At 51.6% G+C, this 13,839-nt stretch carries 12 protein-coding genes and 3 tRNA genes; 9 read left to right on the plus strand and 6 right to left on the minus strand.

Annotated features, from left to right (window positions below):
- Window positions 1–50 precede the first annotated feature (50 nt).
- From ilvC to A7E48_RS04990, 3 genes are all read right to left on the minus strand, one after another.
- Window positions 51–1,079 carry a ketol-acid reductoisomerase gene (gene ilvC, locus A7E48_RS04980; RefSeq protein WP_068170273.1) on the minus strand — a complete coding sequence of 343 codons (1,029 nt, stop codon included), beginning with the start codon at window positions 1,077–1,079 and terminating at the stop codon, window positions 51–53.
- A 93-nt stretch (window positions 1,080–1,172) separates the two neighbouring features.
- The gene (ilvN, locus tag A7E48_RS04985; protein WP_068170274.1) at window positions 1,173–1,682 is read right to left on the minus strand and encodes an acetolactate synthase small subunit; all 510 of its coding nucleotides are present in this window, start codon (window positions 1,680–1,682) and stop codon (window positions 1,173–1,175) included.
- A complete protein-coding gene (locus A7E48_RS04990; protein WP_068170277.1) occupies window positions 1,682–3,520 on the minus strand; it encodes an acetolactate synthase large subunit in 1,839 nt (612 codons plus the stop codon). Before A7E48_RS04990 ends, ilvN begins: the two co-directional genes overlap by 1 nt.
- A gap of 435 nt (window positions 3,521–3,955) precedes the next feature.
- Between A7E48_RS04990 and A7E48_RS04995 the strand changes: the two genes are divergently transcribed.
- Window positions 3,956–4,420 (plus strand): hypothetical protein, encoded by a 465-nt coding sequence (locus A7E48_RS04995; RefSeq protein WP_068170280.1) that lies wholly within the window; start codon window positions 3,956–3,958, stop codon window positions 4,418–4,420.
- Between the two features lie 65 nt (window positions 4,421–4,485).
- On the opposite strand, the gene A7E48_RS05000 is transcribed toward A7E48_RS04995, so the two are convergent.
- The 3 genes from A7E48_RS05000 to A7E48_RS05010 all read right to left on the minus strand — a co-directional run bounded on the left by A7E48_RS05000 (window position 4,486) and on the right by A7E48_RS05010 (window position 5,421).
- Window positions 4,486–4,561: transfer RNA gene (locus tag A7E48_RS05000), tRNA-Lys, on the minus strand.
- Between the two features lie 149 nt (window positions 4,562–4,710).
- Window positions 4,711–4,786, minus strand: a tRNA-Lys gene (locus tag A7E48_RS05005).
- A 98-nt stretch (window positions 4,787–4,884) separates the two neighbouring features.
- Window positions 4,885–5,421 (minus strand): MarR family winged helix-turn-helix transcriptional regulator, encoded by a 537-nt coding sequence (locus A7E48_RS05010; protein ID WP_068170283.1) that lies wholly within the window; start codon window positions 5,419–5,421, stop codon window positions 4,885–4,887.
- Between the two features lie 224 nt (window positions 5,422–5,645).
- On the opposite strand from A7E48_RS05010, the gene bcp reads away from it, so the two are divergent.
- The 8 genes from bcp to A7E48_RS05050 all read left to right on the plus strand — a co-directional run bounded on the left by bcp (window position 5,646) and on the right by A7E48_RS05050 (window position 13,787).
- On the plus strand, window positions 5,646–6,125 hold the full coding sequence (gene bcp / locus A7E48_RS05015) for a thioredoxin-dependent thiol peroxidase (protein ID WP_068170401.1): 480 nt from the start codon (window positions 5,646–5,648) through the stop codon (window positions 6,123–6,125).
- A 103-nt stretch (window positions 6,126–6,228) separates the two neighbouring features.
- Window positions 6,229–6,313 (plus strand) — tRNA-Leu (locus A7E48_RS05020).
- A gap of 128 nt (window positions 6,314–6,441) precedes the next feature.
- Window positions 6,442–8,160: an ABC transporter substrate-binding protein gene (locus A7E48_RS05025; protein ID WP_141669377.1), complete on the plus strand. Its 1,719-nt coding sequence runs from the start codon at window positions 6,442–6,444 to the stop codon at window positions 8,158–8,160.
- A gap of 108 nt (window positions 8,161–8,268) precedes the next feature.
- Window positions 8,269–9,780, plus strand: coding sequence for a malate:quinone oxidoreductase (locus A7E48_RS05030; protein ID WP_068170287.1), 1,512 nt, complete (start codon window positions 8,269–8,271; stop codon window positions 9,778–9,780).
- A 186-nt stretch (window positions 9,781–9,966) separates the two neighbouring features.
- Window positions 9,967–11,070, plus strand: coding sequence for a YihY/virulence factor BrkB family protein (locus A7E48_RS05035; RefSeq protein ID WP_068170290.1), 1,104 nt, complete (start codon window positions 9,967–9,969; stop codon window positions 11,068–11,070).
- A gap of 85 nt (window positions 11,071–11,155) precedes the next feature.
- Window positions 11,156–11,944, plus strand: a complete 789-nt coding sequence (locus A7E48_RS05040) for an alpha/beta fold hydrolase (protein ID WP_068170291.1) — start codon at window positions 11,156–11,158, stop codon at window positions 11,942–11,944.
- A gap of 94 nt (window positions 11,945–12,038) precedes the next feature.
- The gene (locus tag A7E48_RS05045) at window positions 12,039–13,130 is read left to right on the plus strand and encodes an S-(hydroxymethyl)mycothiol dehydrogenase (protein ID WP_068170292.1); all 1,092 of its coding nucleotides are present in this window, start codon (window positions 12,039–12,041) and stop codon (window positions 13,128–13,130) included.
- A gap of 9 nt (window positions 13,131–13,139) precedes the next feature.
- Window positions 13,140–13,787 carry an MBL fold metallo-hydrolase gene (locus A7E48_RS05050; protein WP_068170293.1) on the plus strand — a complete coding sequence of 216 codons (648 nt, stop codon included), beginning with the start codon at window positions 13,140–13,142 and terminating at the stop codon, window positions 13,785–13,787.
- Window positions 13,788–13,839 lie beyond the last annotated feature (52 nt).

The following is a 13,839-nucleotide window of genomic DNA, read 5'->3' on the forward strand; positions in this document are numbered from 1 at the left end:
GCGCGAAGGCGGTTTTCTCACCGCTGAGCGGCAGTTATGCGCACGCACATTTAGCGAGCAACATTGCCTTCGGTGTAATCATCTTCAGCTTTGTTCCAGGAGAAGAGCTTGCGCAGTTCACGACCGGTCTTTTCAATTGGATGAGCTTCGCCCTTGGCACGCAATTTCTTGAATTCGGTGCCACCTGCAGCCTGATCTTCCATAAATCGCTTAGCAAAAGTGCCATCCTGAATATCAGAGAGAACAGCCTTCATGTTCTCCTTGACCTCTGGGGAAATCACGCGGGGACCGGATACATAGTCGCCGAACTCTGCTGTATCTGAAATAGACCAGCGCTGCTTGGCAATGCCGCCTTCAATCATCAAATCAACAATTAACTTCAGCTCGTGCAGAACTTCAAAGTAAGCGATTTCAGGCTGGTAGCCCGCTTCAGTAAGAGTTTCAAAGCCGTACTGAACCAGTTGGGAGGTACCGCCGCATAGCACAGCCTGCTCACCGAAGAGATCCGATTCGGTTTCCTCAGTGAAGGTGGTTTCGATGACGCCAGCGCGGGTAGCGCCCAAGCCCTTTGCGTAGGCGAGCGCACGGTTCTTGGCGTTGCCCGAAGCGTCTACTTCAACAGCAACGAGGGCGGGCACGCCGCGTCCTGCTTCAAATTCACGGCGTACGGTATGGCCGGGGCCCTTGGGGGCAACCATAGCTACGTCAACGCCGGAAGGAGCTGTGATGTAACCAAAACGAATATTGAAACCGTGGGCGAAGAACAGAGCGTTACCTTCGGTCAGGTGGGGCTCAATCTCATTCTTGAAGACTTCTGCCTGAACCTGGTCAGGTGTCAGAATCATGATGATGTCTGCTTCTTCAGCTGCTTCAGCAACACTTGCAACGCGCAGACCCTGGGCTTCGGCCTTTTCACGGGACTTTGAGCCTTCAGAGAGACCTACAACAACATCAATACCAGAATCGCGCAAGTTCAGTGCGTGGGCGTGGCCCTGAGAGCCGTAGCCGATGATTGCAACTGTCTGATCGGAGAGCAAGCCCAAATCGGCGTCGTCGTTGTAATAAATAGTTGCTGCCATGATGCAGTTACTCCTTCTTTTGTGGAAAAGCGGTTCACCTCTGTTTAAGGTGAAGATCTTATCGAGTGAAGTATTCTACCCACTCAAAACTTTTTAGTGGCGGGTTGCCTTTTCGCTCATCGACCGCGGGCCGCGGGACAGCCCAAGGGTTCCCGCACGCACAATTTCGCGGATGCCAAAGGGCGCCAGTACATCGAGCAGAGCACCAAGCTTCTCTGCCGAACCGGTTGCTTCAATCACCACCGATTCGGGGGAAACATCAACGATGGACGCGCGGAACAAATCAGCCGCTTGAGTCACCTGCAAACGCGCCTGAGCGTCGGCTCGCACCTTAATCATGATGTGATCACGTTGAACTGATGTCTCTGCCGGGAGTTCGACTATTTTGAGCACGTGAATTAGCTTGTTGAGCTGTTTGGTGACCTGCTCAAGAACCTGCTTCTCGGCGTCCAACACGATGGTGATGCGCGAGATACCCGAAATTTCAGTGGGACCTACCGCCAACGAATCGATGTTGAACATACGCCGTGCGAACAAACCAGATACGCGGGCGAGAACACCTGGTTTATCTTCTACCAGAACTGAAAGAGTGTGTCGGTTCATTATGCGGCGTCTCCAAAATCGGGTGAGGTGTTCTTGGCAATTTGAATAAGGTCGTTTGAAACACCGGCGGGAACCATTGGCCATACCATCGCATCGGGGCTTACGGTGAAGTCCACAACCACCGGGCGGTCATTGATCTCAAGCGCCTGGCGGATGGTGTCATCGACGTCGTCGTCCGATTCGCAACGTAACGCCGCGCAGCCATAAGCTTCGGCAAGTTTGACGAAATCAGGGATTCGTTCGGTCCCGTGCCCGGTTTTCAGGTGGGTGTTGGAGTACCGTCCGTCATAGAACAGGTTTTGCCACTGGCGCACCATTCCAAGCGAGGAGTTATTGATAATCGCTACCTTGATGGGGATGTTGTTTTGTACGCAGGTTGCTAGCTCCTGGTTGGTCATCTGGAAGCAGCCATCACCGTCAATTGCCCATACAACTTTTTCTGGTTCTCCTACCTGGGCTCCCATTGCTGCAGGTACCGAATACCCCATGGTTCCAAGGCCTGCGGAGTTGATGAAGTGGCGGGGTTTCTCATGTTTGATGAAGTGCGCGCTCCACATTTGGTGCTGCCCCACGCCGGAGACATAAATGGCATCCGGTCCGGTTAACGCAGAGATTCTTTCCAGAACGTATTGCGGTGAACCCAGCCCATCTTCGGTTTTCACATAGCCCAGTGGGTAGTCCGTTCGAATCTTATTGAGATAGGTCCACCAACCGGAAAGATCGGGTAAGGAGTTGCTGTAATCTTTGGCTAGGATTTCAGCCAAATCTGGCAGGACGTTTTTCAAGTCCCCCACGATGGGCACGTCCGCATAGCGGTTCTTGGATATTTCCGCAGGGTCAATATCGATGTGGATGACCTTGGCGCCGGGCGCAAACGAATCTAGGACGCCGGTCACACGGTCATCAAATCGGGCTCCCAGAGTAATCAGCAAATCTGATTTCTGCAGGGCTGTTACTGCAGGTACGGTGCCGTGCATGCCTGGCATTCCAAGATTTTGTTCGTGGGAGTCGGGGAAAGCACCTCGGGCCGTCAAGGTAGTAACGACTGGAGCCTTAATCGTTTCTGCCAAGCTCATCAATTCTTCAGAAGCATTTGCCTTAGTCAGACCGCCGCCCACGTAGAAAACCGGACGTTGCGCTTCTGCAATCAGACGTGCGGCCTCACGAATCTGCTTGATATGTCCCTGGGTAACGGGCTTATACCCTCGTACTTCAGTCTTCGGCGGCCAGGTGAAATCCATCATGCCCTGCTGCGCATCCTTGGTGATATCGACCAAGACGGGACCGGGGCGTCCGGTGCGCGCAATATGGAAGGCAGTTGCTATGCAACGTGGGATTTCTTGTGCATCGCGCACCATAAAAGAATGTTTGGTGATGGGCATAGTCATACCCACAATGTCAGCTTCCTGGAAAGCATCGGTACCGATGACTGAAGATGCAACCTGTCCCGTAATCGCAACCATCGGAACAGAGTCCATGTTGGCATCTGCCAAGGGAGTCAACAGGTTTGTAGCACCGGGGCCCGATGTCGCTATGCAAACGCCGACGTTGCCCGTTGCAATAGCGTATCCCTGGGCGGCGTGACCCGCTCCTTGCTCATGGCGTACGAGAATATGGTTCAATTTTTCCGAATCAAACAGTGGATCATAGGTAGGAAGAATCGCCCCGCCCGGTAGACCAAAAATATCGGTGACGCCCAACAGCTCCAGCGAGCGCACAATCGCCTGCGAACCTGTCATTCGGATGGGATCTGCTGAACCTGCTGTAATGGTTTCCTGCTGGTTGCTAGGCTGCGACGAACTTGATTCGTGGGGAGAAGTGGAGTTTCCCGTGGTCATACACGTTCCTCTGGGGTTGGCCATGAGCGTTGAACCCATAGCAAAGGTTTGGTTTTCTTCTACTGTTTCTCGGGTCTTCGGTTATTTGGATAATAAAAAACCCCTTTACTCTGGGGAGCGAAGGGGTGCGCAAGTTGGCATCAAAAATGACCTCTAGGCGCCCCTAGGCAATCACTAGAAGGTTAATGATTTGGTGAGTAGCAACTAGCATTTTCATAGTTTTAATACTGGTGGGGCACGCCACAAGTGTCAAAGGTGTCTCACAGTTCAAGATTGACCAGGTGTAGTACACCCGATGTTCATTTTTCAGAAAGTCATTGCTCTGATCTGCGTAAACTTTATTTTGCAGCCAGGATATGAGGACGAGGTGACGTCATATGTTCTCGCGGCGTAATAGTCGTTAGGCTTCTTATTCCAAAAGGTAGACTGGCACCCATGAACGAGCCATTACTCACTAACGAAGAGGTCGGGAAGTCCCTCCACCCCGTTTTTGACACCCAAATTATCAATTACGGCGCCTACAACCTCGTCTTTGCCACAGGGTCGGCTATCTATCGAAATCCAGATATCGCCGCCGGGCAGAAACCCGAGCAAAACCATTTCCTCATTGGCTACCGGGAACTTCCCCAAGAAGTTATTGTTGCCCCGGTTGAACTTCCAGCCGTCTCTGCAGCAGGCTCCCCCACGTCGATTGACAACACCAATGCGTTGCGAGCCTATGCAGTTGGGCCCCGCAGCTTAGGTCTGGAATCGACCAACGGCACATCGTTCTTTCTTCGCTTTCAAGAAAAAATGGAGGTTACGACGTCGGCGGGTTCGGGCATCCTCGACCAGCGCCTCGACATTGAAGATTTCTTCAAATTTCTCGAAACTTCATGGCTAGAACCGTTTGAAGACTAATGCGGTCATAGGGTAAAGAAAATTTGCATAAAAAAGACCGGTTCTTTCGAACCGGTCTTTTTATGTGGTGCGCCCCCTCGGACTTGAACCGAGAACCCATTGATTAAGAGTCAATTGCTCTGCCAATTGAGCTAGAGGCGCTTACCTGTTGCCTTGCAACGAATAAAAACTATACAGAGAACATGCGCTACAGCGCAAATTGAATTCATGCAAGATGCATCACATGAATTAACTTCATCAAAGAGTAGAAAATACAAAAAAACCGGTTCTTTCGAACCGGTCTTTTTATGTGGTGCGCCCCCTCGGACTTGAACCGAGAACCCATTGATTAAGAGTCAATTGCTCTGCCAATTGAGCTAGAGGCGCTTGCCTGTTGCCTTGCAACGAATAGATACTCTACACAGGTATTTTAGTCTTGGCAACTCAGGCTCATTCCATGTTGCCAAGGCCACAGGTTTCCGGGTTTATTCTTCAAAGTTGCTTGCCCGAGCCGACGCTAGCATCTCTGGGGTAATCACATCGAGAACTGCAGTGATGGGACCATCCTTAGGTTCCATCTGCACTTCAGATCCCTCAGAATCAAGACCGGTTGACTTTAAAGCAGTATTGCGCTCGTCTCGCAAAATGGCGTTCGCGCCTTCCTGCCTCGACAGCTCGTGCACAATATTGAGCAACATCTCGCGAAACTTAGGGTCGGCAAGCCCTGCCGTCCCCGACAGCGTTGTATCGATATTCTCTGCTCGTTCCAAGACCTCCTTACCCTGGGGAGTAATCCCCAAGAGATAACCCCGTCGATCTACGGTATTGCGGGTTCGATAAATGTGACCGTGAGATTCCAACCGGGCAAGAGTTTTGCCCATTGTCTGTGCTTGAACGCCCACAATAGACGCCACATTCACCTGCGAAATGGTCCCTGCCTTGGAAATAACTCCCAAAGCGGTGACACCCGCATGTGTGAGACCGAGTTCTTTCAGCTGGTTATTCCAGCTATGCTCCAGCATTCGTGCTGCAGTAGATAACAAACGATTTATTGACCAATTACCAATATCAGGCATGGCAACATTATAAGGACACACAACTAAAAATAGTAAGCAAGCGGAGCTTTTTTATTCAAAATTTATGTTTTTCACGACAATCAGAGGGGCTCTGGAGAAAAAATATATGGGCGCGCGAGAAATCAATCGATAAAATAAGTCTCGATATGCAACCTGTTCTCGATGGAGAAATGTTAATGACGCACCTAACCCCAGGCACTCCCGCCCCCGATTTTTCCCTCTATGATGCCGAAAACAAACTTCATACCCTCAGTCAGTTCAAGGGACAGAAGGTAATTCTTTATTTTTACCCCAAAGCTTCCACTCCCGGCTGCACCACTCAAGCCTGTGATTTCCGAGATAATATTGCCTCGTTAGCATCCCACGGCTATCAAATTTTAGGCATATCACCAGATGCCCCCGCAGCCCTGGAAAAATTTCGAACAGAGAATGACCTCAATTTCCCGCTACTTTCCGATGAAGATCACAGCGTTGCCGAAGCATACGGCGCGTGGGGCGAGAAAAAGAACTACGGTAAGACTTATGTGGGGCTTATCCGATCCACATTCGTCATCGATGAAAACAGTGATATAGAACTAGCTCAGTACAATGTGCGCGCCAAAGGTCATGTATCTAAGCTGCGCAAAGATTTAGCAATTGATCCACGCTAGATTCAGTTCTTCGACCATGTGCAAACTATCTCGTCTTCGGGTTTGAAGAGTCTCTAGCTATGCTGTAGTATCTCTTAGGTACTTCGGTTTCGCCCGAAGAAATGCGCGAGTGGTGAAATTGGCAGACACGCAGGATTTAGGTTCCTGTGCCTTACGGCGTGAGGGTTCAAGTCCCTCCTTGCGCACCAAGTTTTGAAGAGCCCATCCAGAGCGGATGGGCTCTTTTGCTTTATATACAATGAAGTATGCAGATTTTTCCGCTCTCATCATCGGTGGAACAGTGCACCAAGCCGATCATGCCTGAAAGGTGAAAAAGTTGGGTCAGCATTTTACGCGGCGTCGTATGTTGCAGCTAAGCGGTCTCCTCACCGCAGGAATCAGTTTGAGCGCCTGCTCCTCCGAAAATTCCTCCGCCGATAGCCCTACATCTGCCCATCCGGTAACCTTCCGTTTTGCTAATGCCGCAGAAACATCCAGTCTGGACGTCGGAACCTCGGGCACCTTAGAAACAGCGCGAATTTCCGCGCAAATTTTAGAACCGCTCGTGCGTGCGAACATCAACACCGGTGAACCCGAAGCTTCACTTGCCTCTGACTGGTCTGTTTCAGACGATTACCGCACCTACACTTTCACGCTGGTCTCTGGAGTGAAGTTTCAGGACGGCACAGATTTCAATGCCGCTGCAGTCGTCAAAAATTACCAGCGATGGGTCTCTGTCTCCCAGGACACCGCATCAAACTCCCACATCGAATATCTGCAAATACTGAGCTCTCTCAATTCCAAGGATGGCAAAACACCGCTAGTCACCGATTGCCAGGAACACGAGGGGAAAGTAATCTTCACTCTTTCCCGCCCATCGGCTTCTTTCCTCCGTGCACTCACTCAGCCAGCATTCGGCATCTGCGCGCCATCTGCCCTCACCAAAAATCTCTCGCTCAAAAAATTTCCTGTGGGCACCGGCGCTTATACCGTGACCTCGTGGGATGGCCGCGCCGCCCAGCTCGACTACTACACCGGATTTAGGGGCGACAAACCCACCGTAGAACGTATTATCTTCACCGCCATTCCCGATGCGGAAAAACGTTTTGTGGCAATGCTGAACGACGAAGTAGACGGCTACGACCTGGTAGGTGGAGATAACTACGTGGAACTAGCCCGCCACGGCAAACTCACCCAGCCAAGAGACCCCTACTCCATCTGCTACATTAGCTTTAACCTGCAAAACAAGATTCTCTCTAGCCGGGAAATGCGCTCAGCCATCGCTCACGCCGTCGACCGAAATTTCTTGGTCAAGAAGTATTTCCCCCAGGGTACAAACGTTGCAGTAGATTTTCTGCCGTCCTTGTTCATGATGAAGAACGAAGACACCTCGGCGTATTACACGCATAAAACCGATATCACTGCAGACCGCCTGAAAGAGGCAGGCTACAAGGGGGAGCCCATTGAGTTCTACTACCCCACCGATGTTTCTCTGCCGTGGATGATTTCACCCGAAGTTATTTTTGCATCTATCTCAGCTGACCTTGTCAAAGCAGGCATCAATATTACGCCTAAGCCGGTGCCGTGGACCGATGGGTATCTCGATATCATCAGCAAACCCAGCGAAACACGAGGTTTAGCACTGACTGGGTTTGTTGGCTCCTACCGCGACCCCAATGCCTTCCTCTCGCGCGTACTGGCTCCGACGTCGGAAATTATTTCTCAGGCAGAGAAGACTAAAGCAGTGGCACCCGATGTCGATGTTGAAGCTAGCCCCTTGCCTGTACCCACACCCTCAGCAGTAGAAAAAGACCGGGAAGAACTGGTAGTGAGCTACCGCGAAATACTCGAAGCGATTCGCAACGCTGACCAGCTGATTGATGACCAGGAACGGAAAGAAGCTTACACAGCCATCAATCTGAAGGTTGCCCAGCTCATGCCCGCTTTTCCGCTGTGCTATCCCGTATCCGCAGTAGCTTTGGGCCAGCGCGTTAACTACTACCCGCTGAGTGCTACCGCGGTCTCAGAATTTGCCTTAGCAAACGTCAAATCCTAAACAATATCCAAAATCGAGCTTCATAAGTCTGCCTCTTATTTCCTCCACGCCATAGAACGAGTTAGTCTAAAAATAAAGGCGTGCTGAATCACGCAACATCGGTGCCTGATGGCGCCGCAGACGAAATTATGGGAGTTTAGCGTGGCTAACTACGAAACCACCGACGTCGTCCTTGTAGGTGGCGGCATCATGAGCGCGACACTGGGTGTGTTGCTCAAAGAACTAGAACCTTCCTGGAATATTGTGCTCCTGGAACGCCTCGATCAGGTCGCCCAGGAATCGTCTAATCCCTGGAACAACGCCGGTACCGGACACTCCGCTCTGTGCGAGCTGAACTATGCTCCTGCCGCAACAGATGGCACTGTCAACACAGCCAAAGCCTTGGGCATTAACGAGCAGTTCCAGGTATCCCGCCAATTCTGGGCAACTTTGGTTGAAGAGAAAAAACTCAAAGACACACAGTGGATTAACCCCGTTCCGCATATGTCCTTAGTATTTGGCGATGCTCACTCAAAGTACCTTGCTGCGCGCAATGAAGCATTTAAAGCAGAAAAGTTATTTGAGCGTATGCAGTTCTCCACCGACCCTGAGCAAATTCGCCAGTGGGCTCCGCTGACGATGGAAGGTCGCGACCCTTCTGTTTCTGTAGCTGCCAGCTGGTCACCCGAGGGTACCGACGTGGATTTCGGTGCACTTACCCAGAACCTCGTGAACTACCTTGTATCGCAGGGCATCGAGGTGCGCTACGGTCAGGAAGTCACCAACGTCACCCAGGAAAGCGATAAGTCCTGGACTATCGACGTACAGAACCGTTTGCGTAAAGGTGATTCTTCCACGATTCGTGCGAAGTTCCTCTTCCTCGGTGCCGGTGGTGGCGCTCTCCATCTACTTCAGAAGTCAGGCATCAAAGAGGGAAAAGGATTTGGCGGGTTCCCTGTATCCGGTCTTTTCCTACGCAACACCAACGAGACAACGGCAGATCTGCACAACGCCAAGGTCTACGGTCAGGCATCTGTGGGCGCACCTCCCATGTCCGTACCGCACCTCGACACCCGCTACGTTAACGGCAAGCGCTCCCTATTGTTCGGCCCCTACGCCGGTTTCAAAACGAACTTCCTCAAGCAGGGTTCCTTGCTTGACCTACCCCGCTCGCTACGCCTGGATAACCTCTACCCCATGATGAAGGCTGGCTTGGATAACATGGACCTCACAAAGTACCTCATCGGTGAGTTGTTGAAGAATCAAGAGTCGCGGGTGCGTTCTCTGCGCGAATATTACCCCGAGGCAGTGGGCGGAGAGTGGGAGCTCATCACCGCCGGTCAGCGCGTGCAGGTCATGAAGAAAGACGCCCAAAAGGGCGGTGTGCTCCAGTTCGGCACTGAGCTCATCTCTTCTGCGGATGGTTCTATTGCAGCTCTCTTAGGTGCTTCCCCCGGTGCTTCGACTGCTGTTCCCATCATGCTCCGCTTGGTACAGCAATGCTTCCCTGATCGCTTTAGCACCTGGGAACCCCGTATTAAAGAATTGGTCCCTGCCTTCGGAACCAAGCTCAACGATAACCCCCAACTTGCCGATGAAATCATGAGCCACACTGCTCGTGTACTTGGAATCAACAACTAAGCGCCGGAGAACCTACTCCATTGAGAGCCCATCATGACAGGTCCGAAACACTGAAGCGTTTCGGACCTGTTCTTTCCCAAATAAAATCATTGATATTCTTCTACCCGCGCTTCAGAATTCACGGTGAATACATAGGGTAAGCTAACTTAGTACTCACCAGCTCCTGTACTTAATGAAGAGGATTTTATGGCAACCCTTGATGAGCAAACTGTCAAGAGAGCTCAAACGGATCACGAATCTACCCAGAGCAAATCAGACAAGCTCTCCAGCGTCTCAGCTTCAAACTGGGGCTACATTTTTAAACGATCTTTTAATAAGTTCTTGGCGGACGGCTCCACCGACCTAGCTGCAGCCCTCACCTACTTTGCAGTGCTCTCCATTTTCCCTGCGCTACTGGCTATTGTTTCAACCTTGGGTGTGTTTGGGCAGGGCGACGCCACCGCTAACGCAATTCTTAAGTTCCTCGGCGATTTTGCACCCAAGGACATCATGCCTCTGGTGGAAGAACCTATTCGAAACCTCTCCTCCGGTAGCGGTGCAGGGTTTGCTCTAATTATCGGTATCGTGGGTGCCCTCTGGACCGCGTCAGGTTACGTGGGTGCCTTTGGTCGTGCGATGAATAAGATCTACCGAGTCACCGAAGGACGCCCCATTTGGGTACTTCGCCCCTGGAATCTACTGGTCACCGCAGGGTTAGTTCTGCTCGTTGTTCTCATGATGCTTGTTCTGCTACTCAGCGGATCAGCCCTTGATTTCCTCAACAACATCATTCCCGGCGTCGATCTTTCGGGCTTTACAGCGGTATGGCTATGGGTTCGCTGGCCCGTTATCTTCGCCATCGCGGTAGCGCTCATTGCGTTGCTCTACTACGGCACTCCTAATATCAAGCAGCCTAAGTTCCACTGGCTCTCCCCCGGCGCACTTATTGCTTTGATTACCATGGGCATTGCAGGAGTTGGCTTCACTTTCTACGTGACCAACTTTGGCAAATACAATGCCACCTACGGAATGATCGGCGGCGTCATCGTTCTGTTACTCTTCCTCTGGATTATGAACAATGTCTTGCTCTTCGGTGCACAGATTGATGCCGAAATTGAGCGTGTCCGTGAACTTCGCGCAGGTATCCGTGCTGAAGAAACTCTTACTTTAGAGCCTCGCTCAGACACCATGGCTTTGAAGAACATCGAAAAGCAGGACAAGCTGGTTGAAGAAGCACGCGCCATCCGGTTGGAGAATAACGGTGTTGACTTTGAGCAAAAGGCAAAAGATTTAGAAGATTCTGAAAAGTAAACAGTTCTTTTCTATCAGGTCTTTAACCAGATGAGGTGGGTTCCCCCTAGCCGGGGAGCCCACCTTTTCTATTAGAGTTGGGAACATGACTACGTTTCCTCCTGTGGAGTACATCAGCTATCCTTTGCCCCAGCAGGGCGCTCCGTTTGTCGTCCTGATTCACGGATTTGCCGCAACCGCCGAGCAGGTCTGGATCAAGACCGGTTGGATTCGCAAGTTACAAGCTCAGGGTTTGCACTGCATCACCGTGGGTTTGCCGTACCATGGGCAGGACTTTTTGCGGGACGACGCGCGGTCAGCCAGCACCGCGCAGGGCTTCGAAAAGTCTGCGCTCCCCGCCAAAGGTAAAACGTATACAGCCGCAGTTGAAGGTGCTCTTTTTCGGTTGAGTCAACAAGTCGGGCATCCCCTGCATGTGGTGGGGTTCTCAGCAGGGGCTCGTATCGCCTGGGAATTTGCCATTAATCACCCCGAGAACGTCAGAACTGTCACCGTGGCTGGGTTCCCCCAAAAAAACCATATCGAGGACTTAAAGAATTACCTCAGCGGACGTCAGCATGAAGCGATTGACACCGTTTTTCGCGAACTCATTGACCACTCGCCCATTACCACCGAGGGGCTATTGCAGTTCGTCTCAGCACCCCACGAAGGCGAATTTGACCCTGCCCAGCATCACCCCAAAGTCCCGACCCTTGTTGTGGGTGGCACAGCAGATACAGTCTCTGGAAACGGAGATTGGCTGTATGAGGCACTAGAGATAACTGATGTCCCCCACCGCAGAGAAATTCTCTCCGGACGGGATCACATTAATGCGCTCACCAGCGGCATATTCAAGAAAGCCGTGATGCAGTGGATTCAAGAATTTGAGCCGTAAATCATTCCTCTTCGCGTGAACTGAACTTATCAGAATGCTGAGGATTAGATACGATTGAAAAAATCTTTATGTTTGCTCCATGAAAGGATGATTAATGCATCAGGTTAAAGCAGTAGTCGTTATGGCAAAGAATGAACCTGCCACCGTTACCACAATCAATGTTCCAGATCCCGGCCCCGGTGAAGTACTCGTTCAGGTCAAATCCTGCGGCGTCTGCCAAACGGACCACCACTACATCGAAGGCGGCGTAGGAGACAACTTTCCCTACCTGCTGGGCCATGAATCAACCGCTGTTGTAGAGTCAGTGGGCGAAGGTGTCACCCACGTAGAACCCGGTGACCTCGTCATCCTCAACTGGCGTGCGGTATGCGGCGAATGCCGCGCCTGTAAGAAAGGGCAGTTGCAGTACTGCTTCAATACCCATAATGCTACTCAAAAAATGACTCTTGAAGATGGCACTGAACTAGAAGCAGCTCTAGGAATTGGGTCCTTTGCGGAGAAAACCCTGGTTGCTGGTGGACAGTGCACCAAGATTGATGCCGATATTGACGAAAAAGATTATGCGGCAATTGGTCTTCTAGGTTGCGGTATTACCGCCGGTGTGGGGGCGGTACTCAACACCGGCGAGCTCAAACGCGGTGAATCGGTTGCTGTAATTGGTTGTGGCGGCGTCGGTGTTGCAGCTATTGCCGGTGCCAAGCTAGGGGGCGCTACCACCATCATCGCTGTGGATGTGGACGACACTAAGCTCGCCCGCGCCAAGGATCTCGGCGCCACCCATACCATCAACTCAACCTCAACCGATCCGGTAGAGAAAATTCGTGAACTGACCGATGGCTATGGCGCTGACTTGGTCATTGACGCCGTCGGCATCAAAGAGACCTTCCAGCAGGCGTTCTATGCCCGTGACCTCGCCGGACGAGTCGTACTGGTGGGCGTTCCCTCCCCCGGTACCTCCTGGGATATTCCCCTCGACGACGTCTTCGGCCGTGGGGGATCCATCAAATCAGCATGGTATGGGGATACTCTGCCTTCGCGTGATTTCCCCATGTTCGTCGACCAGTACCAACTAGGTCGTTTGCCCCTCGATCAGTTCGTGACCGAGCGAATTTCTCTCGAGGATGTCAATGATGCCTTTGAGACCATGAAGACCGGCAAGGTGCTTCGTTCGGTTGTGGAACTTTAGGAGACAACAATGAGTGAAAAAATTGAAAAAGTTGTAACGACGGGAACCTTTTCACTCGATGGCGGAATCTGGGACGTTGAAAATAACGTCTGGATTGTAGGCAACGAGAAATCGGTGATTATCATAGATCCCGCTCACGACGTCGATAAAATTTCGAAAGCAGTGGACGGTCGAAACGTTGAAAAGATTCTGCTTACCCACGCCCATGATGACCACATTGGTTCAGCCAAAGAAGCCGCAGACCGTTTTGAAGCACCGGTCTACCTCAATTCAGCAGATCGGCAACTCTGGGAAATGGTGTACCCCAGCTGGGATTTTGACGAAGATCTCGCCGAAGGAACTCTTCTGAGCATTGGTGATACTGAACTTCGAGTGCTTGAGACACCCGGTCACTCCCCTGGCTCGGTATGTTTTTACGCGCCAGATTTGAGCTGGGAAAACTCTGACGGTGTCGTCTTCAGCGGAGACACGCTGTTCCAGGGCGGTCCCGGAGCAACTGGTCGCTCGTTCAGCGATTTCCCCACTATCCTCAATTCGATTACGGGAAAATTGCTGGTGTTACCTGATTCCACTGCGGTTCTCACCGGTCATGGTGAGGAAACAGGAATCGGACTAGAAGCCGGCGATGTCGAAGAATGGACCAAGCGCGGTCACTAACCGTCAGCGTTTTCTTTGAGAATAAGCAAGGAGCTCAGCACGATGGTGCTGA

It is taken from the genome of Rothia sp. ND6WE1A, from assembly GCF_001683935.1.
Classification (GTDB): domain Bacteria; phylum Actinomycetota; class Actinomycetes; order Actinomycetales; family Micrococcaceae; genus Rothia; species Rothia amarae.